The sequence below is a fragment of the Staphylococcus sp. HMSC034G07 genome, from assembly GCF_001835975.1.
GTDB classification, from domain to species: Bacteria; Bacillota; Bacilli; order Staphylococcales; family Staphylococcaceae; genus Staphylococcus; species Staphylococcus ureilyticus.
On sequence record NZ_KV826593.1, the window covers coordinates 418,254 to 445,235 of the forward strand.

The 26,982-nt window shown below is 33.4% G+C and carries 30 protein-coding genes; 13 read left to right on the top strand and 17 right to left on the bottom strand.

Translation table 11 applies throughout. The features are described 5' to 3' along the window. Nucleotides 1-62: 62 nt before the first annotated feature. From HMPREF2586_RS03220 to yut, 10 genes are all read right to left on the bottom strand, one after another. Nucleotides 63-884 (bottom strand): Cof-type HAD-IIB family hydrolase, encoded by an 822-nt coding sequence (locus tag HMPREF2586_RS03220; protein ID WP_070658014.1) that lies wholly within the window; start codon nucleotides 882-884, stop codon nucleotides 63-65. 58 nt (nucleotides 885-942) lie between these two features. Further along, complete coding sequence (locus HMPREF2586_RS03225) at nucleotides 943-1,323, bottom strand: VOC family protein (RefSeq protein ID WP_070658015.1); 381 nt, start codon at nucleotides 1,321-1,323, stop codon at nucleotides 943-945. 139 nt (nucleotides 1,324-1,462) lie between these two features. Next, a complete protein-coding gene (locus tag HMPREF2586_RS03230; RefSeq protein ID WP_064209217.1) occupies nucleotides 1,463-1,876 on the bottom strand; it encodes a MarR family winged helix-turn-helix transcriptional regulator in 414 nt (137 codons plus the stop codon). 495 nt (nucleotides 1,877-2,371) lie between these two features. Next, a complete protein-coding gene (locus tag HMPREF2586_RS03235; RefSeq protein ID WP_046206700.1) occupies nucleotides 2,372-3,286 on the bottom strand; it encodes an ABC transporter substrate-binding protein in 915 nt (304 codons plus the stop codon). Nucleotides 3,287-3,405: 119 nt separating this feature from the next. Next, nucleotides 3,406-4,098, bottom strand: a complete 693-nt coding sequence (locus HMPREF2586_RS03240) for an ABC transporter ATP-binding protein (RefSeq protein ID WP_070658016.1) — start codon at nucleotides 4,096-4,098, stop codon at nucleotides 3,406-3,408. After that, nucleotides 4,091-4,876 (bottom strand): ATP-binding cassette domain-containing protein, encoded by a 786-nt coding sequence (locus HMPREF2586_RS03245; RefSeq protein WP_070812632.1) that lies wholly within the window; start codon nucleotides 4,874-4,876, stop codon nucleotides 4,091-4,093. Before HMPREF2586_RS03245 ends, HMPREF2586_RS03240 begins: the two co-directional genes overlap by 8 nt. Further along, complete coding sequence (gene nikC / locus HMPREF2586_RS03250; protein WP_046206697.1) at nucleotides 4,869-5,690, bottom strand: nickel transporter permease; 822 nt, start codon at nucleotides 5,688-5,690, stop codon at nucleotides 4,869-4,871. Before nikC ends, HMPREF2586_RS03245 begins: the two co-directional genes overlap by 8 nt. Beyond that, nucleotides 5,687-6,667, bottom strand: coding sequence for a nickel ABC transporter permease (gene nikB / locus HMPREF2586_RS03255; protein WP_070037252.1), 981 nt, complete (start codon nucleotides 6,665-6,667; stop codon nucleotides 5,687-5,689). The genes nikC and nikB overlap by 4 nt, the downstream gene beginning before the upstream one ends. Then, nucleotides 6,664-8,142 (bottom strand): nickel ABC transporter substrate-binding protein, encoded by a 1,479-nt coding sequence (nikA, locus tag HMPREF2586_RS03260; protein ID WP_070658018.1) that lies wholly within the window; start codon nucleotides 8,140-8,142, stop codon nucleotides 6,664-6,666. The genes nikB and nikA overlap by 4 nt, the downstream gene beginning before the upstream one ends. Before the next feature lie 114 nt (nucleotides 8,143-8,256). Continuing rightward, entirely contained in the window at nucleotides 8,257-9,156 is a 900-nt protein-coding gene (gene yut, locus HMPREF2586_RS03265) for an urea transporter (RefSeq protein WP_070812633.1), read from the bottom strand. Between the two features lie 211 nt (nucleotides 9,157-9,367). Between yut and HMPREF2586_RS03270 the strand changes: the two genes are divergently transcribed. The 7 genes from HMPREF2586_RS03270 to HMPREF2586_RS03300 are packed head-to-tail and all read left to right on the top strand — an operon-like array spanning nucleotide 9,368 to nucleotide 14,425. Further along, the gene (locus HMPREF2586_RS03270; protein WP_046206693.1) at nucleotides 9,368-9,670 is read left to right on the top strand and encodes an urease subunit gamma; all 303 of its coding nucleotides are present in this window, start codon (nucleotides 9,368-9,370) and stop codon (nucleotides 9,668-9,670) included. 13 nt (nucleotides 9,671-9,683) lie between these two features. After that, complete coding sequence (locus tag HMPREF2586_RS03275) at nucleotides 9,684-10,097, top strand: urease subunit beta (protein ID WP_070658020.1); 414 nt, start codon at nucleotides 9,684-9,686, stop codon at nucleotides 10,095-10,097. After that, complete coding sequence (gene ureC / locus HMPREF2586_RS03280; protein WP_064209210.1) at nucleotides 10,094-11,809, top strand: urease subunit alpha; 1,716 nt, start codon at nucleotides 10,094-10,096, stop codon at nucleotides 11,807-11,809. The genes HMPREF2586_RS03275 and ureC overlap by 4 nt, the downstream gene beginning before the upstream one ends. A gap of 11 nt (nucleotides 11,810-11,820) precedes the next feature. After that, nucleotides 11,821-12,273 carry an urease accessory protein UreE gene (gene ureE / locus HMPREF2586_RS03285; protein WP_064209209.1) on the top strand — a complete coding sequence of 151 codons (453 nt, stop codon included), beginning with the start codon at nucleotides 11,821-11,823 and terminating at the stop codon, nucleotides 12,271-12,273. Continuing rightward, complete coding sequence (locus HMPREF2586_RS03290) at nucleotides 12,266-12,955, top strand: urease accessory protein UreF (protein WP_046206689.1); 690 nt, start codon at nucleotides 12,266-12,268, stop codon at nucleotides 12,953-12,955. Before ureE ends, HMPREF2586_RS03290 begins: the two co-directional genes overlap by 8 nt. A 13-nt stretch (nucleotides 12,956-12,968) precedes the next feature. Continuing rightward, on the top strand, nucleotides 12,969-13,583 hold the full coding sequence (gene ureG, locus HMPREF2586_RS03295) for an urease accessory protein UreG (RefSeq protein ID WP_046206688.1): 615 nt from the start codon (nucleotides 12,969-12,971) through the stop codon (nucleotides 13,581-13,583). Then, nucleotides 13,583-14,425: an urease accessory protein UreD gene (locus HMPREF2586_RS03300; RefSeq protein ID WP_046206687.1), complete on the top strand. Its 843-nt coding sequence runs from the start codon at nucleotides 13,583-13,585 to the stop codon at nucleotides 14,423-14,425. The genes ureG and HMPREF2586_RS03300 overlap by 1 nt, the downstream gene beginning before the upstream one ends. A 324-nt stretch (nucleotides 14,426-14,749) precedes the next feature. Here the strand turns inward: HMPREF2586_RS03300 and HMPREF2586_RS03305 are convergent, their stop codons facing one another. After that, nucleotides 14,750-14,956: a hypothetical protein gene (locus HMPREF2586_RS03305; protein ID WP_046206686.1), complete on the bottom strand. Its 207-nt coding sequence runs from the start codon at nucleotides 14,954-14,956 to the stop codon at nucleotides 14,750-14,752. A 104-nt stretch (nucleotides 14,957-15,060) separates the two neighbouring features. Further along, nucleotides 15,061-16,152 (bottom strand): YkvI family membrane protein, encoded by a 1,092-nt coding sequence (locus HMPREF2586_RS03310; protein ID WP_046206685.1) that lies wholly within the window; start codon nucleotides 16,150-16,152, stop codon nucleotides 15,061-15,063. A gap of 440 nt (nucleotides 16,153-16,592) precedes the next feature. Here HMPREF2586_RS03310 and HMPREF2586_RS03315 point away from each other — a divergent pair, with 440 nt between their 5' ends. Further along, nucleotides 16,593-17,063, top strand: coding sequence for a thioesterase family protein (locus HMPREF2586_RS03315; RefSeq protein WP_046206684.1), 471 nt, complete (start codon nucleotides 16,593-16,595; stop codon nucleotides 17,061-17,063). Between the two features lie 77 nt (nucleotides 17,064-17,140). Here HMPREF2586_RS03315 and HMPREF2586_RS03320 read toward each other — a convergent pair whose 3' ends face one another. Genes HMPREF2586_RS03320 through HMPREF2586_RS03330 form a run of 3 tightly spaced genes read right to left on the bottom strand, consistent with a single transcriptional unit; the run spans nucleotide 17,141 to nucleotide 19,659 of the window. Next, nucleotides 17,141-17,788: a TetR/AcrR family transcriptional regulator gene (locus tag HMPREF2586_RS03320; RefSeq protein WP_070812634.1), complete on the bottom strand. Its 648-nt coding sequence runs from the start codon at nucleotides 17,786-17,788 to the stop codon at nucleotides 17,141-17,143. A gap of 18 nt (nucleotides 17,789-17,806) precedes the next feature. Beyond that, nucleotides 17,807-18,952, bottom strand: coding sequence for an ABC transporter permease (locus HMPREF2586_RS03325; protein ID WP_046206682.1), 1,146 nt, complete (start codon nucleotides 18,950-18,952; stop codon nucleotides 17,807-17,809). Between the two features lie 2 nt (nucleotides 18,953-18,954). Then, on the bottom strand, nucleotides 18,955-19,659 hold the full coding sequence (locus tag HMPREF2586_RS03330; RefSeq protein WP_046206681.1) for an ABC transporter ATP-binding protein: 705 nt from the start codon (nucleotides 19,657-19,659) through the stop codon (nucleotides 18,955-18,957). Between the two features lie 171 nt (nucleotides 19,660-19,830). Here HMPREF2586_RS03330 and HMPREF2586_RS03335 point away from each other — a divergent pair, with 171 nt between their 5' ends. The 5 genes from HMPREF2586_RS03335 to HMPREF2586_RS03355 all read left to right on the top strand — a co-directional run bounded on the left by HMPREF2586_RS03335 (nucleotide 19,831) and on the right by HMPREF2586_RS03355 (nucleotide 24,935). Next, on the top strand, nucleotides 19,831-20,388 hold the full coding sequence (locus tag HMPREF2586_RS03335; RefSeq protein ID WP_019468982.1) for a TetR/AcrR family transcriptional regulator: 558 nt from the start codon (nucleotides 19,831-19,833) through the stop codon (nucleotides 20,386-20,388). A 100-nt stretch (nucleotides 20,389-20,488) separates the two neighbouring features. Beyond that, a complete protein-coding gene (locus tag HMPREF2586_RS03340; RefSeq protein WP_046206679.1) occupies nucleotides 20,489-21,733 on the top strand; it encodes an MFS transporter in 1,245 nt (414 codons plus the stop codon). A 217-nt stretch (nucleotides 21,734-21,950) separates the two neighbouring features. Beyond that, entirely contained in the window at nucleotides 21,951-23,231 is a 1,281-nt protein-coding gene (locus tag HMPREF2586_RS03345) for a homocysteine synthase (protein ID WP_064209205.1), read from the top strand. Nucleotides 23,232-23,712: 481 nt separating this feature from the next. Then, nucleotides 23,713-24,465, top strand: coding sequence for a threonine/serine exporter family protein (locus tag HMPREF2586_RS03350; protein ID WP_064209204.1), 753 nt, complete (start codon nucleotides 23,713-23,715; stop codon nucleotides 24,463-24,465). 11 nt (nucleotides 24,466-24,476) lie between these two features. Then, a complete protein-coding gene (locus tag HMPREF2586_RS03355) occupies nucleotides 24,477-24,935 on the top strand; it encodes a threonine/serine exporter family protein (RefSeq protein WP_046206676.1) in 459 nt (152 codons plus the stop codon). 100 nt (nucleotides 24,936-25,035) lie between these two features. Here the strand turns inward: HMPREF2586_RS03355 and HMPREF2586_RS03360 are convergent, their stop codons facing one another. Next, on the bottom strand, nucleotides 25,036-25,932 hold the full coding sequence (locus HMPREF2586_RS03360; RefSeq protein ID WP_064209203.1) for an ROK family protein: 897 nt from the start codon (nucleotides 25,930-25,932) through the stop codon (nucleotides 25,036-25,038). A 106-nt stretch (nucleotides 25,933-26,038) separates the two neighbouring features. After that, on the bottom strand, nucleotides 26,039-26,974 hold the full coding sequence (gene manA, locus HMPREF2586_RS03365; RefSeq protein ID WP_064209202.1) for a mannose-6-phosphate isomerase, class I: 936 nt from the start codon (nucleotides 26,972-26,974) through the stop codon (nucleotides 26,039-26,041). Nucleotides 26,975-26,982: the final 8 nt, after the last annotated feature.

A 26,982-nucleotide genomic window follows, 5' to 3' on the forward strand; every position in this document is an offset into this window, starting at 1 on the left:
TCTGTTAACAAATCTCTCGTAAGGATATGTCGTAATGGAATAATGAGTTTTTTGTCGTTGTTTTAGTTTGTCATATTGTTAGCTTGTTTTAAATATCGTTCAATGACTTGCAACACACCTGATTCATCATTAGATGGTGCTTTGTAATTTGCGACTTCAGCCACTTCTGGACTACATTCAGCCATTGCATAACTATTTGGCGTCATAGCTAACATTTCTATATCATTATTTGCATCTCCAAAAGCCATCAATTCATGAGATTGAATCTTCCATTTATCTAAAAGTGTTTTAATCGCCACACCTTTATTCACTTTAGGTAATATTAAATCTAGACTATCATTTCCACTCGTTACTGGCTTTATTTCTTCTCCGTATTGTTCAGTCAAGCCTCTCATCACTTCATCTAAAAATTGTGGGTCTTTAATTCTAAGCGCAATTTTAACAAATTTATCTTGATTAATTGTGTTAAAGTCTGTAACTTTTGTTATATTAAAATAATATTTATATAAAAATGATAAAAAGTCGTTACTCACACTTTCTAATACATAAGCCGTTTTAACTCCACTTAACACAATATCTTCAATATGATAATGATTAATGATCAAATTCAAAACGTCAAAAACCAATTGTTGATCAAAATATTCAGCCGCTTCTAACTTGTTATTTTGATACGTCACTGCACCATTTTCGGCTATATATGCTATCTGCTGATCTTTGTCAGGAAAAAACGAACGCAATTGCGCATATTGGTTTCCACTAGCAATGATAAATTTCATATCCCTGTCCATCATGCTCTTAAAAATTTTATTGAAATAAGCTTCATCAAAGGTATTATCAGATTTAAAAAAAGTACCATCTTTATCTACCGCTATTGCTTTTATCAAATGTTACACCTTCCATTCCTGTACAAATCATTCAAAGATGAGATTGTCTTGTAAGTCATTACATTACAATAACATTGAACAAATGGCCATCTATATCACTAAATAACGCCCCATAATACCCTTCATGTTCTGTGCCTGTTTCGAGTACTTTTCCACCTGCCTGTTCAACCAATGAAACCAACGTATCAACTTCAGGTTTTGTTGAAACTGAAAGTGATACTAATGCTTCATTACTACCTATAGATGAAAGTCTAGAAACATTTTCAAATTGTTCTTTTTCTATCAGCATAATGATTTGGCCATCTTTCGTTTGAATACCTCGCATTTTATTCATCATGTCTTTATGTTTTTTGATTGTAAACCCAATCGTATCATAAAATTTTTCACTTGTTTCCAAATCTTGTACTGGTAAATTGAGCCATGCAGCGTTAATTTCCATCAGCATTCTCTCCCTTTTCAAATTTTTCAATGTATTACACACTTATAGTAAAACATAAAATACATTAGAACGCATGACTTAATCATTTTTACATTTCAATAGCGTAAAGTTTTAAAATTTTTATTTCATACGACAAACATTAATCACTATCATCCATTTTTGCTAGTGTTCTAATACTCTTTAAATTCACTTGCTTTAATAATTGGTCGTAAGTATGAAGTGCTTTTTGGGTTACTTTTTCTCCATTACTAGTTAAGTAAATATACATGGCTCGTTGATCTTCTACACACTCTTGTCTATATACAAGCGCAGTCTCTGTATTTTCCATCCTTACAATAAGTCTAGACATCGCACTTTGACTTAAATCAACCACTTTTATCAAATCATTGATCTTGTATTTTTTATTTTTTGACTTATAAATTTCATATAATACATAAAACTCTTTAATACTTAGATGGTATTGTTCTTTCAATTTCCTCTCGATCATCGCTTCAATATAATGTATATATTTCGTCATTTTAATCCAGTTATCCACTTTTTGTTCTTTTTTCATGATATATCTCCCCACTAACCATACATTTGAAAGTTTCTTTAGTTCATTAATTAATTTTTAAATGATGTTGTACAAAAAATATTAATTCTAGCTTCTGGGTTTTGTCTAACACTACCTATATAAATACTTGGTATCAACAATAAATTTGGCAATCTATATCATTCAATATACTCAACATTTTAGCATTTTCTTTCTAGTTTAAAGGATAAAAATATCGAGTTAAAGACTAGATACTCACATCCCTTACTATATACAGCTAATCATTTTGTTATTTTCTAAACCATTTGCCTACATTCATTTTAAAACATTTTAAAAATTATATATGCTTTCATCAACCCTATATAATTAGGACATTATTTATCATTGAGCATAATACAAAAACCATTTTAGTGTACTAACAACAACTACTAATAAAATAAGTTCAATTCTATTAGTGTTTAAACTGTTAATAGTAACTAAAATGGTTTTAATTTATAAAATTAATCCGGTTTATATTTATTGCTTTTTCAATAATTGATCTTTCAAATCTTTACGTTCATATTCTAAAGAGTAAGGATCATTTAGCCAATAAATACCCTCGTCTACTTTAATTGTATGTCCATTTTTGACAGCCTCGGTACTTTTCCATAGATCTTTATTTTCAAAAGATAATTTAGTTCCTTTAGCGACAGGTGTAACCACGTAATCACCCGCCATATCTGGAATTTCCTCTTCAGAGATATCAGCTAAATCATTTTTCTTAGTAGCTTTTTCAACATTCTCTGGCATTTTTAAGCCAAATGCATCATACAACACTTCACTACCATGACCGTATGTCTTACCGAGTGCATACACTTTTTTATCAAAATCTTTAATAATTGAAACTGTTGTGTTTTCACCAATAGCTTCTTTTATTGTTTTACCATCATTTTTTGTTTTTTTATCCCACTTATCAATCCATGCATTCGCTTGTTTTTCCTTACCTATAATTTTCCCTAATTCTTGATGTTGCTCTTTGTAATCATGTTTCAAATAATCAAAAGCAATTGTAGGAGCAACTTTATTTAATTTTTTTAAATTTTTATCTGTATTGTAAGTAATAATTAAATCTGGTTTTAATTTTGCGACACTTTCCACATTCTCTGCGTCTACTTTTTTGACATCTTTAAATTTATCTTTTAACACTTTGCTATCATTCACGATGTTAGCTACACCTACTATGTTCCCATCAAGTTGTTTTAAGCCACCTGCATAAGTAGCCCCCAGTACGACAATGCGTTTAGGTTTTTTAGGAATTTTCACTTTATCCCCTGAATCTTGAACATACGTCTTTGTTTCTTTCTTACTTTTTGATGATTCATTATTTGATTGATTACCACATGCTGCTAATACCAAAATAAGTGCAAGTAATGGTAATAATAATTTTTTCATTTCTAAATATCCCCTTTTCATATAATTACAATTTAAACTGAGCTTAATTATATATTATACTTCATTTATATTGAGCAAACCACAAAAATTTGTTGATTGTACTTTAATTATTGCCCAGCTTAATATAGAGAAAGTAGCGCTTTCGTATAATTATGGCGATCTTCAGAAAATAAATCAGTAATCATAAAATCATCGACAATTTCTCCATCTTTCATAACAACAATACGCTCAACAAATTGATTTAAAAATGCGATATCATGAGAAATCATAATGATGCCGTTGTTTGTTTGATCACAGTAATCTTTCAAAACTTTTATCATTCTTTGTTCAGCGATGACATCTAAGCTCGCTGTTATTTCATCACAGATTAACATATCAGGTTCTAGCATTAACGTGCGTATGGTGTTAAATCGTTGTAACTGACCACCACTTAACTCGTCTGGAAATTTTTGTAATAATGCTTCTTCTAACTGCATGTATGACATTAAATATTTTAGGTTTGAGCGAATATCTGATGTTGATTGTGAACCTTTGTAATATCGTAATGGCTCTTCAAGCGCGGTTTGTATTTTGAATTTGGGATTAAAGCTGTCATATGCATGTTGGAATATTGGAAGCATACTTAATCCTTGTGTTGAATAATAACCTTGGTAATCAGTTAATAATCCTAGCATGATATGGGCCAAAGTCGTCTTACCAGAACCGCTTTCACCAACAATACCTAGTTTTTCATTTGGAGATATAGTTAAATTAATATTTTTTAAAATAGGCGCATTTTTATATGCAAAGTTAACCTGTTTCAACTTAATCATTTATGCCATCCTTCCTTAACTGACTACGCGCATCAAATAATTTAAGACTATATGGTTTTACATTCCCATCTTTAAATGCTTGTACATGGTTAAAGTCTATGACCTTACCATGTTGAATAACACTAATCCAGTCACTAAAATCGAGCACATGAGATAAATTATGTGTAATCATCAATAAAGTCACCTTATGGACTTCCGCTAAGTGCTTGATTAAATGCATCACATTATAACCAGTGATTGCATCTAATGATGCTGTAGGTTCATCAGCGATAATAACACTTGGCTTTAACATTAAAACACTGGCGATTTGCACCCTTGCAAGTTGACCTCCTGACAAGTTAAATCTATAACGCGGCATCACTGTTTCTGGATCTAAATCCACCCATTTAAGTGCTTGTTTTACAAACTTATTAGCCGTTGTTTTGTCTACCTTATAATGCATTTTATAAATCGCAAGTAATTGCTTACCTAATTTTGTATGATCATTAAAACTATGTGTATAATCCTGAGATATAAATCCAATTTCTTTTCCTAGTAAATTACGCACACCTATGATGGATTGCCCTTTGTAAACTAGTGAATCAAAATGTGTGGTTAGCATATTAGGAACTTGTTGCACAAGTGCTTTTGCAGTTAAACTTTTTCCGGAACCGCTTTCACCCACCAAAACATTCACTTTACTTTTTCGTAATGCTAAATCAAGTTGATCTACAAGTCTTTGTCCGCTGTTATCTGTGATGGTTAAGTTCGCTATTGCTAAAAGGTTACTATTAGCCATCTACATCACGCTTTCTTTTTAAAAGTTTATCTCTCAATGCATCACCAGTTAAATTAAACAATAAAATAGTTAATGTGATTAGAAATGCTGGTACAATCAATAGTAAAGGATATGAACTGATATAATCTCTACCTGCATTTAACATTGCCCCCCACTCTGGTGAAGGTGGTTGTGCACCTAAACCTAGAAATGAGAGTGAAGAAATATAAAGTATAATCTTCCCAAAGTCTACGGTCATTAAAACAATCACAGATGGCATCACTTGTGGGAAAAAATGTTTAATAATAATACGATGTGTTGGTACATTAAATAGTTTAGCCATTTGAATATATGGTTTCCCTATTTCACTACTTACAATCGAACGTGTCAGTCGCGTGTATGTCATCCATTTTATAATCGTAATTGCTATCACTAAATTCCAAATACTAGGTTTAAAGAAACTTGCCATAGCAATCATTAACACAAACTCTGGAATACTTAATCCTATGTCAATAACACGCATAATTACAGTATCAACAAAGCCTTTTTTATAACCTGCTAAAAGCCCCAATGGTACACCGATTATTACAGTAATTAACAATGTGATTAAACTGATGATTAATGTATATCTAGCACCTATGATTACTCTTGCTAGTAAATCGCGACCATAATCATCTGTACCTAGCCAATGTGAACTACTAGGAAGCTCTAGTGTATGATTCAAATGTACCTCCAAAGCACTATCTGTTGAAATAAAAAATTGAGCAATGATGAGCAACAATACGTATATACCAAACACGTAAAAGATAAAACTGCTTTTATTCATGTCTTTCATTCCATATCACCATCCTGACCGTGGCGTTTTAATGTATCATTGATTTTATTAAAACGACGTTTAGGATCGATCCATAAAAGTAACAAATCACTAATCGTATTGGCTAACACCACAAAGCATCCAATCATGATAACGGCACCTTGTACTACCGGATAGTCCCTCGCTCTAATACTATCCACAAGAAAGTGACCTAGGCCCGGTATACCAAATAAATTTTCAATCACTACCGTACCACCAATTAAACTCCCAACAGACATTCCTAATACAGTAATCACGGGAATAATAGCTGGCTTAAATAAATCTTTCCATAATATATATTGTTCTGACATCCCTCTTAATCTAGCCGCTTCAACTTCTTTAGATTGATACAATTCAACTAAAGTCGAACGCATCAATCTTACATAATATGCACTCATTCCAACACTCAATGCAATGACAGGTAATATATAACCAGCAATGGAATCTAAACCTGATGAAGGAAGTATATTTAATCGTTGTGCAAATATATAAATTAATATCGTTCCTAAAAAGAAGGAAGGCACACTTACTGTAAATGAAGTCAGTATTCTTATCCATGTATCTACCCAAGTATGATAACGCTTAGCTGCTAACATACCCAAAGGAATGGCAACTAGAAATACGATAACTATCGTTAATATTGCAATCGTTAAGGTTGGAGGTGTATAGAAAATCAATTCCTTAATCACAGGTTCACCAGTTTGATAACTGGTACCAAAGTTCAATTGTATTATTTGACCTAACCATTGAAAATATTGCATTATCGGGGATTGATTAAGCCCTAATCGCTCTTTCGTAGCTTCAATTTGATCACTCGAAACATTCGCTACATCTAAGTGCAAAACCTTGTCAACTGGGTCTCCGGGTGTAAGTTTCATTAATATAAAAGTAATAGTAGAAAGGACAAACAATACAATGATCATTTGTCCAATTCTAGAAAGTATCTGTTTTAATATCATTCTTTTTTATCAACCTTATAATCAATAAGGTAAATACCTTCTGGTGTTGAAGTTAAATTTTCTACATCCTTATTCATTCCAACAATATTGTCATTGTAAGAAATATAACTGTTTGCGATGTCATCATTTGTAATATCAATGATTTGATTGGTAATGCGATTTCGTTCTTCTTTATCCACTGTTTTATTTAACTCATCTATTAATGCTGCGACCTTATGATTATCATAACCCCCTGCATTAATTGCACCTTTTGGTTTATAAGCTTGGTTAAAGAAATAACCTGTATCTCCTCTAGGGATTGTACCGAAGCTGTAAAGTGAGGCATCCCATTGTTCTTTATCTTTTAAATACCCCTGTATGTCATCCACATTGCGTAATTTGATATCAATATTTGCCTTTTTAGCATCTGACTGAATCACTTGTGCAATTTTAGGTAATTCGGGACGACCATTATACGTAGATATCGTCAGCTTTAATGGGTGTGCTTCACTGTATCCAGCATCTTTCATTATTTTCTTAGCTTGCGCAATATCTTGTTTTTGCACATCTTTATTTTCTATAAAATCGAGTTTATTGTTGAACGGTCCAGTTGCTGGTGTTGCATAACCTTTTGAAATATTATCTGTAATACGCTTGCGATCAATGACTTTATCTAAGGCTTCACGAACCTGCTTTGTCATTTTGTCACTCGTGTGATTATATAATAATAATCCAGTTCTAAAACCAGAGACAGATGAAATTTTTGTCTTATCACTCTCTTTTAATGATTTAACTTTTTCAACTGGTACATCTGTAATAACATCTGCTTTTCCAGAATCTAAATCACTCGTGCGGGCATTGCCGTCTTCTTGATATGTAACATTGACGTGGTCTAGTTTAGGTTTGCCTTGCCAATAATCTTTATTTCGGTCCAATTGAATTTTCTGTGATTGTTTATAATCTTTGATTTGATATGGACCAGTGCCTACAGGGGTTTTATTGATATCTCCTTTAGCTTTAGTATCATAAATAGCTGAGAATGGGCTAGCTAATTCTGAAATGAGCTCAGGATATGCGGATTTAGTTGTGATTTGCAACTTTTGTCCATTCACTTTGATATCTTTGATTGGTAGTGAACCTTTGACTAAATCACTTTTTTGAATACTTTCCTCCAAACTAGCTTTAACCGCTTCGCCTGTCACCTTTTTGCCGTTTTGGAATTTAATATTATCTTTTAATGTTAAATCTAATTGAGTCGGTGATGTTTGATCATAAGATTTAACTAACAACTTTTGAACTTTGCCATCAGATGTCGCTTTAAACAATGATTCTGCAGCACCTATTTTCACAGGCACATCCGTTTCATATGGTGCGATAGATGTCGTTTTCAAAGGTAACTCTACATCTAAAGTTTTGCCTTTAGACTCGCTGTTAGAGCCACTACAACCAGCCAAAATCACTGCTGCAGAAGCTAATACTGTGATGATTTTTTTCATAAATATACCTCTTTTCAACAATTTTTATTAAATAATAAACGCATAATCAAAGTTCATCCTCTTTCATTATACTTAGTTTGTACATTTAATTAAACCGCATGCCTCAGTGGTTATTTATTTTTGTACACGCATACTATTGCCTGCGAATAACATAATCCATGTAGCAATAATAAACGGTAAGGTAAAGACAGGTAATCCAAATGGTGTTAGCAATGTAATCATGCCTGCATGTATAACCACTGTTAGTAAAACACCCAGTACAATACTCATATACCTTGGAATTCTAGTTTTAAATGCCACGCCTAACGCTAAAACTGTAAGAATGACATTATAACCAAATAAACCGTCATTAATCTGATCATGATTTGCACCGAGTATTGTAACTGCTGCAAAGCCAATAACATTAGCAATCATTGCGTAGCATCCTGCTTTTCTGGAAGCAATAAAAATTCCAATTAAAATGAATGTACCTGCCAAAACACTTTTCAATAAAAAAACTTCACTAAAACCTGATAAAAAGGCACTGATAAAATCGATTTGATGTCCCGAAAATGTAATTTCTTTGACTGTGTTAGGCAATATCTTTACATCTGCGTTTACAAATTTGAATTGGAAAGACATCAATAAAACGACCCAGCTTACAAACACATATGGCATCGTTAACATTGGTACACCAAAAGGTTTGAAAAATTCCCTGAATGCAGATCCTAATGGCATTGTTATGACTATTGCAACTAAGACTATCAATAGGCTGTACCATTCAGGTACTAAAAATAACGTTAATGCAATTGCTGTCAATACTGGATTGAACCCTGCTAAACCACTATTAATCTCTTCCTCTGAATAATTCGTATATTTAGCTAATAATAACGATATTAAACTAGCAATAAGTGCCATTAAACCGACTTTCCAACTACCTACAAATAGGCCTATTAAGATAAATAAACCTGTCCATGCATTGTTCAACAACAAAACCTGCGCGATATTTTTTAATAATATTTGAATCGCATTCACAATGTCACCTGATTTCTATAAAATTTACGTTCTTTATCTTATATCATACAACCTATAATTAAAAGTCTTTCAAATTTTACTGAATTTGTTATTTTTGCATTTTTCACTAATGTGTAATTCTTGTAGTTAGCCTAGCAACCCTTTATTATAAAAATGTAGACACTTATACATAAGTGTTGTTTTCAACAGTTTCGGAAAGGGAGTGAACAACGTGCATTTTACACAACGTGAGCAAGATAAATTAATGTTAGTCATTGCATCCGATTTAGCACGTAGACGTCAACAAAGAGGATTAAAATTAAACTATCCTGAAGCAGCTGCTATCATTAGTTTTGAATTATTAGAAGGCGCACGCGATGGGAAATCAGTCGCAGAACTCATGAGTTATGGAAAACAAATATTAAGTGAAGATGATGTCATGGAAGGTGTTGCAGATATGTTAACTGATTTAGAAATTGAAGCAACATTCCCTGATGGTACAAAATTAATTACTGTCCATCATCCGATAGTCTAAAGGAGGATACTTGATGAAACCAGGTGAAATTATTGTTAAGCGTACAGAAATCGATGTTAACAAAGGGCTTCATGCCACAGTCATCACAGTAAAAAACACAGGTGATCGACCTATACAAGTTGGTTCTCACTTTCACTTTTACGAAGTGAATCCTGCTTTAGATTTCAATCGTGAACACGCATATGGCAAACGTTTAGATATACCCGCAGGTGCTGCAGTTCGTTTTGAGCCAGGTGATGAAAAAGAAATTCAATTAGTAGAATATAAAGGAAAACGTAATATTTATGGTTTCCATGGCAAAGTAAATGGTCCGATAGACGAAACCCGTGTAGTTAAACCTGATGATTATACTAAAGACTCAGAAATTATCGATGAAGCTAATTTATCTGAAGATAATGCTAATAAAGAAAGTGGGTATAAAAAATGAGTTTTAAAATGACGCAATCTCAATATACAAGTCTTTATGGCCCAACGATTGGTGATTCAGTTAGACTCGGTGATACAAATTTATTCGCCAAAGTCGAAAAAGATTTTGCTACTTATGGTGACGAAGCTACTTTCGGTGGCGGTAAGTCCATCCGAGACGGTATGGCTCAAAACCCTAACGTAACAAGAGACGATAAAAAAGTTGCAGATTTAGTGATTACTAATGCGTTAATCTTAGATTATGACAAAGTAATCAAAGCAGATATCGGTGTGAAAAATGGGTATATTATGAAAATTGGTAAAGCAGGCAACCCTGATATTATGGATAATGTTGATATTGTTATTGGAGCAACAACTGATGTTATTGCTGCAGAAGGTAAAATCATAACTGCGGGTGCACTTGATACACACGTCCACTTCATTAACCCAGAACAATCACTCGTTGCACTAGAAAGTGGTACAACGACATTGATTGGCGGAGGTACAGGTGCTTCTGAAGGCTCAAAAGCAACAACCGTTACACCAGGTCCTTGGTATATTCATCGCATGTTAGAAGCGGCAGAACAAATTCCATTAAACGTTGGCTTTACTGGCAAAGGACAAGCCGTTAATCATACGGCTCTCGTAGAACAAATACATGCGGGTGCCATTGGCCTTAAAGTCCATGAAGACTGGGGTGCAACACCATCTGCCTTAGATCATGCTCTACAAGTCGCAGACGACTATGACATTCAAGTAGCCTTACACGCAGATACTTTAAATGAAGCCGGCTTTATGGAAGAAACAATGGCTGCAGTTAAAGACCGTGTGTTACACATGTACCATACAGAAGGCGCTGGTGGCGGGCACGCACCTGACTTGATTAAGTCAGCTTCATACTCAAATATTTTACCATCATCCACTAACCCTACCTTGCCTTACACACACAATACCATTGATGAACATTTAGACATGGTTATGATCACACACCATCTTAACGCTTCCATCCCTGAAGATGTCGCTTTTGCTGACTCACGTATTCGTAAAGAAACGATTGCTGCAGAAGACGTATTACAAGACTTAGGGGTATTTAGTATGGTTAGTTCAGACTCTCAAGCTATGGGACGTGTGGGTGAAGTAATTACACGTACATGGCAAGTGGCTCATCGCATGAAAGAACAGCGTGGCGCACTTGAAGGAGACGGTGAATATAACGATAATAATCGAATCAAACGTTATATTGCGAAGTACACAATTAATCCTGCAATCACGCACGGTATTTCAGAATATGTTGGGTCTATTGATGAAGGTAAACTCGCAGATATTGTGATGTGGGACCCAGCGTTCTTCGGTGTTAAACCTGAAGTAGTACTTAAGGGTGGTATGATTAGTACAGCAATCAACGGTGATGCTAATGGTTCTATTCCAATTTCTGAACCGCTCAAATACCGTAATATGTACGGCCAATTAGGTGGTAATATGCAAAGTACTGCCATCACTTTCGTTTCGTCTACAGCTTACGAAAATGATATTGGTAAAAGTTTAGGCTTAAAACGTAAATTAAGACCAGTTAAAAACATTCGTAATTTATCTAAAGCAGATATGAAAAATAATAACGCTACACCTAAACTAGATGTGGATCCACAAACTTATGAAGTATTTGTCGATGGCGAGAAAATAACAAGTGAACCAGCTACTGAATTGCCACTAACACAACGTTATTTCTTATTTTAGGAGGATAAAGTATGATCATCGAAGAAATTAAAGGTAATATTGCAAATCTTACGCAAAATGAAAAAAACAAACATGTTGAAAAAGTTTACCTTGAAAATTCTGACTTAGTGAAACGTATTCAACGCGTTACAACAGATCATGGTAATGAAATTGGTATTCGTTTAAAACAGCCAATCGATTTACAATATGGTGATATTTTATATCAAGACGATACAAATATGATAATTATAGACGTCAATTCAGAAGATTTATTAGTTATCAAACCACGCACATTACAAGAAATGGGTGACATTGCACATCAATTAGGTAATCGACATTTGCCAGCACAATTCACAGAAACAGAGATGCTTGTACAATATGACTATCTTGTAGAGGATTTACTGAAAGAATTAGGCATACCCTATAGCCACGAAGATAGAAAAGTAAATCAAGCATTCAGACATATAGGTCATTCACATGATTGATCATGCACATTTGCGCCTTTTTCAATTTTGTGATTCTCAATTTCCAACAGGCGCTTTCAGTCACTCATTCGGACTTGAGACATATATCCAAAGAGATATTGTTCATGATGAAGCATCATTTAAACAATGGCTTGAATTATTCTTAAATGAACAACTTTCGTTTGCTGATGGTTTAACGATGCGTCTCGTCTATGATGCACTCAATCATCAGAACACAGAAAAAATCTTGTATTTAGATAAAATACTTTTTGTACAAAACCTACCTAAAGAAACCAGACAAGGTTCAAAACAAATGGGTAACCGCATGGTCAAATTAGCAGCAGAACTTTATGATAGTGAATGGTTAAAGTGGTATCAAACGCAAAACAAAAATAAAAATGCAAAATTGCATCCTGCGATTTGTTTTACGATGCTCGGTCACCATTTGGGTGTCGATATTGAAATGATTATCGATTACTATTTATACCAAAATGTTTCGAGTTTAACACAAAACGCCGTTCGTGCAATTCCTTTAGGACAAACTGCTGGTCAAAGAATCGTGCATGATATGATTCCCTTTATGAAAAATACGAGAAATCATATTATGACATTAGATGAATCACAACTAGGTATCACTGCACCCGGATTAGAAATCAACCAGATGGAACATGAAAACGTAAACGTAAGAATATTTATATCTTAGGAGGGCATTTAAAATGACAGAGACAGTTAAGATAGGTGTCGGTGGCCCTGTAGGTGCAGGGAAAACACAACTTATCGAAAAATTAGTAAAACAATTATCTAAAGAATTTAGTATCGGAGTCATTACTAACGATATTTATACAAAAGAAGATGAAAAGATTTTAGTTAATTCCGGTGTGTTACCTGCAGACCGCATTATCGGTGTCGAAACAGGCGGCTGCCCACATACAGCAATTCGTGAAGATGCTTCAATGAACTTTGCTGCAATCGATGAATTAAAAGAGCGCAATGACGATATCGATTTAATCTTTATCGAATCTGGCGGTGATAACCTTGCTGCGACCTTCAGCCCAGAGTTAGTCGATTTTTCTATTTATATTATCGACGTTGCCCAAGGGGAAAAAATTCCTCGTAAAGGCGGACAAGGCATGATTAAATCTGATTTCTTTGTAATTAACAAAACCGATTTAGCTCCATATGTTGGTGCTTCATTAGAACGTATGGCCGAAGATACAGAAACATTCCGAGGCAAAAGACCATTTGCATTTACTAATCTTAAAACAGATGAAGGCTTAGATAAGGTTATCGAATGGATAGATCAAGACGTCTTTCTTAAAGGTTTAGCTTAATGGCCGATGCACAACAAAAATGGACTGGCATATTAGATTTAACCATTTTTAATAATGGTAGAAAATCTGTAGCGCGTAATATCTTTTTTGAAAAAGCATTAAAAGTCATACGCCCAGTCTACTTAAACGGCTCAGATATACCTACATTTTATATTGTAAATGTAGGCGGTGGTTATTTAGATGGTGACCGTTACAAGATGGATTTTACAGCAGAAGAAAATGCACATGTGACGCTAACTTCACAAGGTGCGACAAAAATTTATAAAACATTAAATGATCATGTCGAACAATATCAAAATTTTACCATTAAAGATAATGGTTATATTGAATATGTCGGCGATCCTATAATTGCATTTGAAAACGCCAAATTTTTCCAACAAAATACGTTTAATTTAAGTGCTAGCGGTTCACTGTTCTATACAGATATACTGACACCTGGTTATTCAAAAGAAGACAAAGCCTTCACATACACATATATGCATCTGCTTAATGAAATTTATGTTGATAATGAACTCGTAACTTTTGATAATTTATTACTTGATCCAACTAAAAATAAGGTTGATGGCCTAGGATATATGGAAGACTATACACATTTAGGCTCATGTTATTTCATACATCCTGAAGTAAATCAATCCTTTATTGATGATGTATATGATCACATCAAGCATTATCAAAAAGTATATAATTGCCGTTTTGGCATTACGCAACTGCCAACACATGGTTTCAGTATTCGAATTCTATCAAATAAAACACAAATTATTGAGCGCATTTTAAATGCAGTTCAAACGTATGTTGTACATCAAATCTTTGATAGAGAAGTCAATTTCTTAAGAAAATATTAATTTTCATTGTGCCAAATATCAAACAACCACCTTCACGTCAAAAATAATAAGACTTACAAATTAACTTATACAAAAGAGAACTAATCCATACAAAAGATGGATTAGTTCTCTTTTTATACAACATATTGATTTTGACCGTGCCTGACTGAGGCTATCATTTATATCATCAGAGCCAGTCAGTTTCTGCTAATTTAACAATCAGAGGCTGAGACAAAGTGCTCCGTTCCAGCCTCCTCTATTGCACATCTAAAATTTTGTGTTTGAGTCAGCTATTTGTGATAGCTTATCAACACGTAATGCTTAAATAGCTTTTTTACCATTCATTTAAACTATATTTAGCAACCATACAATACTAATTACTAACAATATAATTGTCGCAATGTAAATCGCTAGCTTTTGTCCTTTTTTTAATGATTTTTCTTCATGTGTAAACAAGCTAAATAATGATCCATCTTTCCCCATCAGCAGTGCAATAGAATAAATCAATAATATAATCGCTATTATCAGTAACAACAATGCCACATAAACCATTTGCGATTGGCTCCTTTCGGATTTCAATAGTTATCATTTCTTATACGTACCTGCTAGCTTAACATTTACACTATGAAAATATATACCTATTTTCATATGATATTTTACAAATCTTGCAATGATTTACCTTGTTTTTTTATTCGTCTCACCTTAAATGGTGCATAAATTAATACGATTATAATAATGATTCCCATATAACCAATTACTGGATAGAAAAATGTCATTAAATCTGTAAAACCTGCAAAACTAATTGCAAAACCGATTAAAGTGAATATCGTATAAAATATTTTAAATTGTTTCGTTTCAATTTCAGTGAAACGTGTAGCTAATGAGTAAAACATACCTAGGCATGTGTTAAAAATCATTAAATAAATAACGATTGACATGAATACGCCTAATATAGGTGAAATATCATTGACTAATCCTAACATTGGTAACGGCAAGTGCCCAACTGTTTCAATCTTAGAAAAAATTGCCAAATGGCTAATCATAATCATTAAACCTAATACTATACCGCCAACTAAACCGCCCCATGCCGCTATTTTACTATTTTTCTCATTTCCTCCCATGACAATTGACATTGATGCACCTAATCCTACATTAAGTGAGACATAATTCACACCTGCGATAAACCAATGTGGGACAGCTGAGGTATGACTTTTAGCCAATGTATCCAATTCACTAAATGAACCTGACATCGTAAATAAACAATATATCGCAACGATAACAATACAGATAATCAATAGCGGCGTAATGTTACCAATCACTTTTACAACGTTATCCACACGTAACATTCCAAATACAAGTACTAAGATAACCATAAGAGCGGTACCGTACACAGCTGGTATGCCAAATTGTTGTTCAAAATTCGAACCTCCACCTGCAAGCATAACGACACCAAATCCAAATAAGGCAATAATGAGCACAATGTCTACTAACCATGCAATCACTTTGCCAAACATTGTACCACCAGTCAATTTATGTATCACGTCGTTATGTCCTTCAGCTTTAAATATACTACCTAGCCAAACTAACATCATACCTACGTAAGCGAATAACACGGTAGAAACAATTCCTGCGAGTATACCTAACGTTCCAAAGCTAGTAAAATACTGTAGTATTTCTTGACCTGAAGCAAACCCTGCACCCACGATGATACCAATGAATGCACTACCTATTAAAAATATCCTTTTCATATAAATCCCCTTCGCTAAAGTTACATTAAATTTCATTTATAAACATTTACAAATGTCTATAACACTACTTTGCTCGCTTGCATCTTTGATCTTGATATAGGATGAACGAGCTTAAAATATGTTTGTGGTTTTCACAGAACCTTAAGTCTGTACCCCTTTTTCCTAGTCACCCAAACCTTTGTTACCTACCGAATTCTGTTTAAATTCAAAATTTTTATATCTTTTATTTTAAATTTATAAATACTGATATAAACTTAAAACATTCAAAATGCAAGCGTTTACATTTTTATAATAACTTACTTACATTTGTTTATCAATGCTCGCATTTTTAATAATTAATGCTGAATTATGCTTAGATTCAATCAAAATACTAACTTAAACTGTTTAATGTTGTTACAATAATATAGGTTACTATTAATTTTTACTCGAGGAGTGATTTTGTGGCAGAGGAATACATTTATAAAAACACCGTGCAACCATCTTGGATAGATAATAATAACCATATGCATGATGCACAATATTATTCCATTTTCAGTGATGTTGTCGTTGGCTTTTTTGAATCAGTCGACTTATATGTTTCTTATCGACAAACACATGAAATTACCATTTTTAGTTTGGAGGCACATATTTCATTTTTAAAAGAACTTGTGTTAGATGATGCCTTTTATGTTAAAGTACATATTTATGATTATGATGCGAAAAGAGTACATTTATTCCTGACAATGTATAATGACAATGATGAGCGTATTGCTACATATGAAGTTATCATGATAGGTGTTAGTAAAGTTACACGTCGGAGCATGGCATTCCCTCAACCTATACTAGAGAAAATACAAGCAGCTTTTAATATGCAAACGCCGTTTAATCCGCCATCACAACTAGGACACGTTATTGGTATACCTAGAAAATAAAAAAAAGAAAAGTAGAACAGAGATGCTAACTTCCATTTCTGTTCTACTTTCTTTATTTTAAATAAGCTATTATATTGTTAGGCTTTAAACATGTAGTAAAGACTTTCTTTTGTATAAAGTAAATGTTTTTCATACGCTTCGTCACATTGATAATTCAAATCAATTAAACAACTTATATTTAAATTGATTGTTTGAGCAATTAAACTACGTACAAAAAACTCCGCTTCGACATCTCGCATTTCACCACAACGTATCATCTTATTGATTATCGGCTTTAAATGAGCAACTAAACGCTTATTAAATATTTCTAATAAAACTGATTGAAATGTTTTACTTGTCATAGCCTCATTAAAGAATATATTTATCAGCATTCTATTTTCATAAATAAATTGAGAACGATTGTCCACAAATGTATTTATAAATATTTCCAAGTTGCTTGCACGATTCAATTCACTTAAGAATTCTTCTGCTACAGTTGGCGCTATATTATCTTTTATGATAGGCACTAAACCTGCATATAGCAATGCTTCTTTATTTTTAAACTGTTTGTATACTGTACCTTCAGCAACACCTGCCCGCTTCGCAATATCACTTGTACTTGTTTGATTATAGCCTTTTTCACTAAAGAGTACGAGGGCACTTTCAATCACTGAACGTTGCTTTTCAGTTAAATGTTCTAACTTAGGTACAATTTCTTCCACAATATCTTTAATATTTCGATTCATTTTTGATACCACCTATATTTAAACTTTTCTATAACGCTTCATGCCTAAAATATTCAATATCAAGAGCACTACAAAAATACCAAATAATATACATAAATTGATATAAATATCTTGTATACCAAATCCTTTAATCATGACATCTTGCATAGCTTGCCCCGTATAGAATAGTGGCATCAAATGTGCAAAGTATTGCAACCCCATATTCATCGACGATATTGGTATTAATCCTGCAAATAGCACTTGCGGTACAATTACAAGTGGTATAAATTGGATCATTTGAAATTCTGATGATGCAAAAGTAGACAGCAGTATACCGAAAGTTAAAGCTACGAGGGCCGTTAATACCGTTGTAGCTAAGACAAGCCAAATCGAACCTGCAACAGCTATATTTAACACATATATGGCATATATAACTACTACAAAGGTTTGTATCACGCTAAAAATACCATAACCCATTATATAACCATAAATAATATGACTGCGCTTAATTGGTGAAGACAACAACCGTTCCAACGTCCCTGAAGTTCTCTCTTTTAATAAACCGATGCCAGAAATTAAAAAAGTGAAGAAGAATACGAAAAATCCTATTAAAATGGGATTAATTGTATCAAAATATGTAGCATCTTTATCCCCATATAAATAATGTGTATTAACTTTTGTTGGCTTGCTGATATTTTGCTGATTATCTGTCATACTTTGACCTGAATTAGCATTATCAGGCATTTGCGATTGAACTTCCTCAAGTGCCTTTTTTAATGATTCTGTATTTTCTTTCATTTGAGTCATATTATGATTGGTTAACCATTTTTGGTTTGTAGAAGCCATGATGCCCTTATCAGTTGGATTATCATTAGCAAAAGTGACTTCTAACTCATTATTTTGCATATACATAAAACCAGTCAATTGATCTTCTTTTATTTTATCATCTATATTTTTATGGTCCTTAAAATTTTCTATCGTAATATCTTGTGACTGTAATTCATCCTTCAGTGATGCAGGAATATCATGAACGCCTACTTTCACACCATTCGAGTTATCTGAAACTGTAAATATATAATACAGTAATGTTAATATTAGCAAAGGTGCTACTAGTAATAACATTAACGTACGTATGTCTCTGATTGTTTGTTTGAAAATTCGTTTAGTAATATAAAATGCATTCATATTTAGTCCTCCATTTTCAAAAACACATCTTCAATTGATTCAGCTTGATATTGCGTTTTAATATCTTGTGGTGATCCTATTGCAATAATTTCACCATGATTCATAAGTAATAGTCTGTCACAACGTGTTGCTTCATCTAATACGTGAGTTGTGACTAGAATACTTTTCCCTTCTTTTTTGGCTGCATCCAAATCCCTCCATACCGCTTGTCTAAGTTTAGGATCAATTCCAACAGTTGGTTCATCTAGTATCAATATTTGTGGATCTTGTAGAAAACTAATAGCCAAAGACAACCTACGTTTCATGCCGCCAGAATAGGTAGATACCTTTTTATCTAATGCTTCTTGAAGTTTTACCATATCACTACAAATTTCCACGCGTTTTTTGATGTCTTTTCTTTTTTTTATATATATACTTCCAAAAAATTCTAGGTTTTCTCTCCCCGTCAAATCTGTGTAAAGTGCATCACTTTGAGCCATATATCCAATGTCACCTAAAATTTTTCTATTGGGCATTTCAACTCCATTTATCGTTACCCAACCTACATCAATACGTTCCATTCCTAACATGCATTGGATTAGCGTTGTTTTTCCAGTTCCAGACGGACCAATTAATCCAACGATTTCACCTTTTTCAAAAGCAACATTTATATCTTCTAATACTTGTTTATTACTAAAAGATTTACTTAAATTATTCACTTCAATCATTTCTACACCCCACTTCACAAATAGTGAGTATACACTCACTTTGTTGTTATATTACACTTCTAAATATAAAATGTCAAAATCATAATATGTTGATATTACTTTGACATTTTGCTATTTAGCTGTTAACTTTAAATAGAACGGTCATTCTACTAAGAAGAAAGTGTGAGACGATTGTCACAAAAGCGACAAGATATATTATCAACTGCTGAAAGGTTATTTTATGAATATGGGTTTCGTGGTATCGGCTTAAAGCAAATTATACAAGAAGCCAATGTAGCTACGATGACTTTATATAATCATTTTGAATCTAAAGACAATTTAGTTGAGGCGGTGTTAAAACAACGTGAATCTAGATATTGGCATTATTTAGACACTTATGTTGAAAAACAACCACACCAACCTTTTATTTCTGCAGTCAAAGCACATTGTCAGTGGCTTAATGATCATTCTTATAAGGGTGATATGTTTATGAGGGCTATCGAAGATTATGCGAATACAGATAACGAAATTGAAAATATTGCTAGAGGACATAAACAAAAGTTGTTAAATTACTTAGAGCAATTGGCAAATAATGCTGGTATCGTCAATGGATTGGATTTGGCAATTCAATTCACACTATTACTTGAAGGAACAACCTCAATGACAGCATTACTAGGTTCAAAAAAAGCTACATCTCACGCCATAACTATGGCTGATTTACTACTTAACGAAGCACACAAAGAAATTTAATTCTTAAACGAGCATGAGCATCTTACTTTATATACTCATCTCGTATTTTTTTAAAATTAAAATAGAATGAACATTCTATCTACTAAAGGAGAAATTTATAGTGAAATTTTCTAAACTTGTATTTCCTGGTATAGCTATGATAGCAACAACCTATGGTTTAGGACGTTTTAGTTTTGGTTTGTTTTTACCTGAAGTAACTACTGATTTACATTTATCTGCATCACAATCAGGGATTATTTCCTCATTATTTTATTTATCCTATTGTTTTACAATTATCTTTTCAACATTACAAACTGATAAAATTGGCCCTAAACGTATGATTATATTAGCAGGAATCTCTGTACTAATAGGTTTATTAGGGATAGGCATTTCAACAAGCGCAATCGTTTTATCTATCGGTGTCATCTTTGCCGGTGCGAGTACTGGACTCATTTCACCTCCATATGGCTACACCATTTCTTTATGGATTAAAGTGCATGAACAAGGAAAAGCAAATACTTGGATTAATTCTGGCACAAGTATTGGCCTTATGTTTACGGGTATAACAGCCATGTTCACTTTTATAGATTGGCGACAAACTTATTTTATCTATGCGATATTGGCACTTATCGTTTTACTTTGGAACTATCTCATCATTCCATCATTAAAGCAAAATATTAAAATTCATACAGGTTCATTTAACATTCGTGATATTTCAGCTAGTACACGTATCACGACTGCTTCTATATTATTAGGTGTATCTACTGCAACCTTTTGGACATTTTCCAAATCATTTGTTCAAAATACTGGTAATTATTCTGATATTGCACTTTCACTCTTTTGGATTTTGATAGGATTATTCGGCATGATAGGTGGCATATCAGGTGCAATTATTGATAAACGCGGACTTCGTTATGCATTTAATTTAGGTGTTATAGCACTTGCCATCGCAACAATCGCCCTTGCTTTCACACCCAAAATTTGGATTATTCCCTTTGTATCTGCTGCACTATTTGGTATGAGTTATATATTCTTAACTGGCGTACTTTTAGTTTGGGGAATTAAAATATTTGTTAAAAATGCCTCTTTAGGTATAGGCATACCCTTCTTAATGTTGGCTATTGGACAAGTGATTGGATCTACTTTTGCAGGATTATTTATAGATACGTTTAATTTTATGTTTACATTTATGATATACGGTTTAATTGGTTTTATTCCCCTATTTATTTATCCTAAAGTTGAAGCTCTCGAGAGCAAATTACCAGAAGGAGATTACAGTCAGCTACAACAGCAAAACGCTGAAGTTTTAAATCATGAAAATATGGATGATACACACGATCAATATGCGCATGATCAACATTACTAATATATAAAATTGCCTAGGAAATAATGATCCTAATCGAATGAACAGATTTTGCCTATAAAGTTCCCCATGAATATTGTTACATATTAATATTCGTGGGGACATATTATTGTTATAAACATAAAATCCTTACTTTCTTAGTAAGGATACTTGAAAATAAAAAAGTGCTCTTGTATAGTAATAATTATCAGAAAATTCAAATATATAGGAGGGACAATGTATGTCTCAAAATCATTGGCATTTAGATACTTTATCGATTCATGCGGGTCAAGAGGTAGACGCATTCTCAAAATCACGAGCAGTACCGATTTATCAGACCTCAAGTTACGTGTTCGATGATACAGAACACGCAAGAAAACTTTTTTCACTAGAAGAACCCGGAAACATTTACACCAGAATTATGAATCCTACACAAAACGTTTTTGAAGAACGCATTGCTGCACTTGAAGGTGGTGTCGGTGCCCTAGCCACATCTTCTGGACAAGCTGCAATTCACTTAGCTTTATTAAATATTGTTGAAAGCGGTGATGAAATTGTAGCATCTTCAAATCTTTATGGTGGTACCTACAACTTATTTAATGTCACTTTCAAAAAACTAGGTATTAAAGTACACTTTGTGGATCCAAGTAATCCCGAAAATTTCAAAGCAGCCTTAACGGATAAAACCAAAGCAGTTTATGCCGAAACAATTGGTAATCCTAGAATAGACGTCTTAGATATTGAAAAAGTTGCTCATATTGCGCATGACCACGAGATACCTTTAATTGTTGATAACACTTTCCCAACTCCGTATTTATTACGCCCATTTGAGTATGGCGCTGATATTGTGATACACTCAGCCACAAAATTTATAGGAGGCCATGGGACTTCCATTGGTGGCATCATCGTCGATAGTGGTAAATTTAATTGGGATAATGGAAAGTTCCCTGGTTTAGTCGAACCGGATCCAAGTTATCATGGTGTTTCATATGCAAATGATGTAGGCGAAGCTGCTTATATTACAAAAGCACGCGTACAATTATTACGTGATCTTGGTTCTGCTGTTTCACCGTTTAATGTACATGAATTTCTAATTGGCTTAGAAACGTTACATCTTCGTTTAGAACGTCATTCAGAAAATGCACTTAAAGTCGCACAGTTTCTTGAAGAACATCCTAAAGTTTCTTGGGTGAATTACCCTGGCTTGGAAAGTAATGCATATCATAATCTTGCTAAAAAATATTTACCTAATGGCCAAGGCGCAATTTTAACCTTTGGTGTGGATGGTTCAGTTGAAGATATTGCCAAATTTGTTGAATCTTTAAATTTATTCTCACATTTAGCAAATGTAGGCGATTCAAAATCATTAGTTATTCATCCAGCTAGTACGACTCATTTACAACTTTCACCTGAAGAACAACAATCATCTGGTGTCTTACCAGAATTAGTAAGATTATCAATTGGTACTGAAAATATTGATGATATTATTTCAGATCTTGAACAAGGCTTACAAATATTATAAAAACGTCTGCATGTCTTTAAGTCATTTGATAAAAATCTAATTCATTCAAAATGATTATGACGGTCTGCAATAGAATGGCTAAAACTTGAGCGAACAAGCTTACATTAAGTCCCACTGACTCAAAACATTTGAGAAGTGGGACTTTAATTGCTAATTAAATGTTAAAGGCTGAAACAATTAACTTTTATCAGCAATATAATATCTAATTGTCTATGTAGACGTCGCATCGATAAAAATAAGACATGTTTTTATACTTGAATTTTATTGATTTAACTTTTTAAAACCTTTAAATTTCATTTTGCTGAAACGATAACGTCTAATCATTACTTAAGACACCTCACAACGTAACCGCAGACAACCCGAAGGCTAACGTCAGCAATGCATATTGTTTATGCTTTTTACATTTAGTAAATTCTCTTTGAAATTACATAATAATATTGGGATAATAATGATAATTATTTATCAAGTCGGAGGTACGCTTTTGGATAACTACAAAGATAAAGTTACGATGAATGTGATATTACTTGCTGGTAAAATTTTATTGTCATCTGGCGCTGAGGTTTCTCGTGTTGAAGATACAATGAGACGAATCGCCATTTGTATGGGTTATTATAATAGCCAAGGATATGTCATTAATGTATTTATCAATTTTTCATTAAGTGAAGAACACGATACTCGAATTTTGCGTATTGATAAAAACAGTACTAATTTACTTAAAATATTTCAAGTCAATAATATTTCCCGTAAACTTACAGACAATCAACTTGCTATAGAAGAAGCTTTTGAAGCGCTGAAAAATATTGATAGATCCAATTTAAGTATTCCACTATGGAAAAAAGTGATTGCGGCAGGTATTATATCGTTAAGTTTTTTATACTTACAAGGCGGTACTTGGTCTGATGCAATTACTACAATTATCGCTGGTGCTATAGGATTTTTAATCGTTGAGTATATGCAAAGTAAATCACTCACCATGTTTATACCTGAATTTGTAGGTTCATTTATCTTGGGTACGACCGTTATATTTGGTTCAGAACTGTTTCAAGTCAATCAATCTTTCGGACCAGCTATGATTGCCTCCGTTATGCCAATTGTACCTGGTGTACTAATAACGACTGCGATACAAGATTTATTTAGTAGACACATGTTAATGTTTACAGCAAAATTTTTAGAAGCACTCGTCATTGCCTTCGCAATTGGCTCAGGTATTGCGATTGCTTACTTAATTTTTTAGGAGGTCACATAATGACAATTTTATTTACTTTTTTATGTAGCTTTAGCGCATCATACTTTTTTAATGTGATTTACGATGCCCCTAAAAAATTATTTTTTCCAGCTGGGTTTGCTGGCTCAATGGGCTATTTTGTCAGCTACATTTTAGAACAATCATTTGAAATGGATAGTATATATTCTAGCTTGCTTGGTAGTTTAACATTAGGTTTGCTTGCCCATATTATGAGTCGTATTTTCAAAGCGCCCGTTGTACTTTTTATGATTCCTGGCATCATTCCACTTGTCCCAGGTAGTATTGCTTTTAGAGCGACACAGCAATTGGTGACTTTAAATTTCACAGATGCAACCAATACCTTTATACGAGCGATTTTAATTGCAGGTTCAATTGCATTAGGATTATTACTTTCTGATCAACTATCTAAAACATTAAACATAAGAAAATATATTTTGATTAAGCGCAACAGACTATAAATCAACTTAAGCATTTTAGACATCAAAAAATAGCGAGCATCTGAAATTTCCATTAAATCATTTCAGATGCTCGCTATCTTTATGAATGTGCAAACTGTTTTTATTGTTCATTTACATAATAAAGACCAGTAAGCACATTTTCTGCCAAATTACTTACTTTAATATGAAATGGTTTGTTTTGAATCAAATGGTGCTTTTGCGCATACGCTTCAATGTTTGCTTTATATGGTAATGCACTTTGTGTAACACCACCACCAAGAATAATATGATATACATTAAAGATATTAAATAAATTCGTACATAGTTGTTGTGTTAGTAACACTACTTCATTCATCATACGACTGATATTTTCATTGTCATTATTCATGTAGATGTCGATTGCTTCTCTAGTACTCACCACTTTTTGTAAAATATCACTCGCTTTACGACTGATCGCTAAACCTGACAGTTCATTTTCAACACATCCAAATTGGTGACACACCGGACATTGATAATCGCTATTATTTTTTATGATAGTATGACCAATTTCTCCAAAATTACCATCAATGCCAGTAACGAGTTGACCATTTCTTATATATGCCATACCAATACCTGTGCTAATTGTTAAGTATATGACATCTTCTACATCTGAATTTAAATATTGATATTCCGCTAATATCGCTGCATCAGTATCATTTACAAAATGTGGTTGAAATGCACTTTGCGCCTTTATAAAATCACCAGCATTAAAGCCTACATATTTCTGTAAATTAGGAGGATTCAAAAACAATCCTTCAGTATAATCACAAGGTCCTGGCATCGCGATATTCAATGTACTTTGCGCTACATTATTATATTTTTTGCTGAATTCATTTGCTATATTAATAATTTTTGTAAATTCTGCTTCCGGGTGATCTACATCCGTCTCGAATTTTTGACTGTCAATCACTGATAAGTCTTGGTCTATAACCCCTACAATGGTTTTCGTGCCACCTATATCTGCGCAAATTTTAAGCATATCCATACACCTCATCACTCATATTATTACTTCAATTTTGGATAAAAAGAGGTGTAGGTTAAATGAATCTGCCTTAACGCAAATCCATGCCCTCACCTCTTAAACATTATACATAACTTATAATCATTGTCATATCACCGTTAAATGCTATGTTTTTATCTTCTGTCGTTAATATAAAATGTATTCCTTTTTCTATTTTATAAACTTCATCATTCGTTTCTACATTACCATTACCCTCAACTATGGATACAAGACAATATGCGCTTGGTTTTTCATAATTTAATGCACCCTTGATCATCCAGCGTTCGACCGTGAAGAAATCATTTGAAACAAATTGCGTATATGTTTGCCCTTGTCTCACCTCGTGTTTGGGTGTTGTATTGGGCGAAGTCGCAGCAAGATTAATCACAGCTTTACTCTGCGCTAAATGTAGTTCACGTTGGTTACCTTTGTTGTCAGTGCGCTCATAATCATAGATTCTGTATGTTGTATCGGAAGATTGTTGTGTTTCTAATATTAAAATACCTTCTCCGATAGCATGTACTGTACCAGCAGGCACATAGAAAAAATCTCCCGCCTTCACTTTAACTTTATGAAATAACTTATCAAATTGTTGTTGATCTATCATATCATTCAGTTCATCTTGATTTTCAGCGTTTACACCGTAAATAATTTCAGCATCTTCTTGTGCGTCTAATATATACCAACACTCTGTTTTACCGTATTCACCCTCATACTTTTGGGCATAGTCATTATCTGGATGGACTTGTACTGATAATTTATCTTTTGCATCTAAAATTTTAGTTAGCAATGGAAATTTAACATCACCTGAAACACCAAAAAGTGCTTTATCCTCATTCCACACTTCTTCTAAAGTTTTACCTTGATGCCTTCCATTTTCTATTGTATTTGTACCATTTGGATGCGCCGAAATCGCCCAACATTCTCCTGTATAATCACTTGGAATATCATAATTAAATGTTTTTAGAGCTGTTCCACCCCATATCCGTTCTTGAAATACAGGTTTTAAAAATAATGGCATTGCATGAT

What these genes read in the sequence shown, in the direction of transcription:
- HMPREF2586_RS03225 (WP_070658015.1), bottom strand. Translation starts at nt 1,323, where the DNA reads ATGGAAATTAACGCTGCATGGCTCAATTTACCAGTACAAGATTTGGAA.
- ureC (WP_064209210.1), top strand. Translation starts at nt 10,094, where the DNA reads ATGAGTTTTAAAATGACGCAATCTCAATATACAAGTCTTTATGGCCCA.
- HMPREF2586_RS03290 (WP_046206689.1), top strand. Translation starts at nt 12,266, where the DNA reads ATGATTGATCATGCACATTTGCGCCTTTTTCAATTTTGTGATTCTCAA.
- HMPREF2586_RS03360 (WP_064209203.1), bottom strand. Translation starts at nt 25,932, where the DNA reads ATGCTTAAAATTTGCGCAGATATAGGTGGCACGAAAACCATTGTAGGG.
- HMPREF2586_RS03345 (WP_064209205.1), top strand. Translation starts at nt 21,951, where the DNA reads ATGTCTCAAAATCATTGGCATTTAGATACTTTATCGATTCATGCGGGT.
- HMPREF2586_RS03330 (WP_046206681.1), bottom strand. Translation starts at nt 19,659, where the DNA reads ATGATTGAAGTGAATAATTTAAGTAAATCTTTTAGTAATAAACAAGTA.
- ureE (WP_064209209.1), top strand. Translation starts at nt 11,821, where the DNA reads ATGATCATCGAAGAAATTAAAGGTAATATTGCAAATCTTACGCAAAAT.
- HMPREF2586_RS03275 (WP_070658020.1), top strand. Translation starts at nt 9,684, where the DNA reads ATGAAACCAGGTGAAATTATTGTTAAGCGTACAGAAATCGATGTTAAC.
- HMPREF2586_RS03310 (WP_046206685.1), bottom strand. Translation starts at nt 16,152, where the DNA reads ATGAAAAGGATATTTTTAATAGGTAGTGCATTCATTGGTATCATCGTG.
- nikC (WP_046206697.1), bottom strand. Translation starts at nt 5,690, where the DNA reads ATGAAAGACATGAATAAAAGCAGTTTTATCTTTTACGTGTTTGGTATA.
- HMPREF2586_RS03230 (WP_064209217.1), bottom strand. Translation starts at nt 1,876, where the DNA reads ATGAAAAAAGAACAAAAAGTGGATAACTGGATTAAAATGACGAAATAT.
- HMPREF2586_RS03305 (WP_046206686.1), bottom strand. Translation starts at nt 14,956, where the DNA reads ATGGTTTATGTGGCATTGTTGTTACTGATAATAGCGATTATATTATTG.
- manA (WP_064209202.1), bottom strand. Translation starts at nt 26,974, where the DNA reads ATGCCATTATTTTTAAAACCTGTATTTCAAGAACGGATATGGGGTGGA.
- HMPREF2586_RS03320 (WP_070812634.1), bottom strand. Translation starts at nt 17,788, where the DNA reads ATGAATCGAAATATTAAAGATATTGTGGAAGAAATTGTACCTAAGTTA.
- nikA (WP_070658018.1), bottom strand. Translation starts at nt 8,142, where the DNA reads ATGAAAAAAATCATCACAGTATTAGCTTCTGCAGCAGTGATTTTGGCT.
- HMPREF2586_RS03300 (WP_046206687.1), top strand. Translation starts at nt 13,583, where the DNA reads ATGGCCGATGCACAACAAAAATGGACTGGCATATTAGATTTAACCATT.
- HMPREF2586_RS03325 (WP_046206682.1), bottom strand. Translation starts at nt 18,952, where the DNA reads ATGAATGCATTTTATATTACTAAACGAATTTTCAAACAAACAATCAGA.
- HMPREF2586_RS03240 (WP_070658016.1), bottom strand. Translation starts at nt 4,098, where the DNA reads ATGATTAAGTTGAAACAGGTTAACTTTGCATATAAAAATGCGCCTATT.
- ureG (WP_046206688.1), top strand. Translation starts at nt 12,969, where the DNA reads ATGACAGAGACAGTTAAGATAGGTGTCGGTGGCCCTGTAGGTGCAGGG.
- HMPREF2586_RS03245 (WP_070812632.1), bottom strand. Translation starts at nt 4,876, where the DNA reads ATGGCTAATAGTAACCTTTTAGCAATAGCGAACTTAACCATCACAGAT.
- nikB (WP_070037252.1), bottom strand. Translation starts at nt 6,667, where the DNA reads ATGATATTAAAACAGATACTTTCTAGAATTGGACAAATGATCATTGTA.
- HMPREF2586_RS03355 (WP_046206676.1), top strand. Translation starts at nt 24,477, where the DNA reads ATGACAATTTTATTTACTTTTTTATGTAGCTTTAGCGCATCATACTTT.
- HMPREF2586_RS03235 (WP_046206700.1), bottom strand. Translation starts at nt 3,286, where the DNA reads ATGAAAAAATTATTATTACCATTACTTGCACTTATTTTGGTATTAGCA.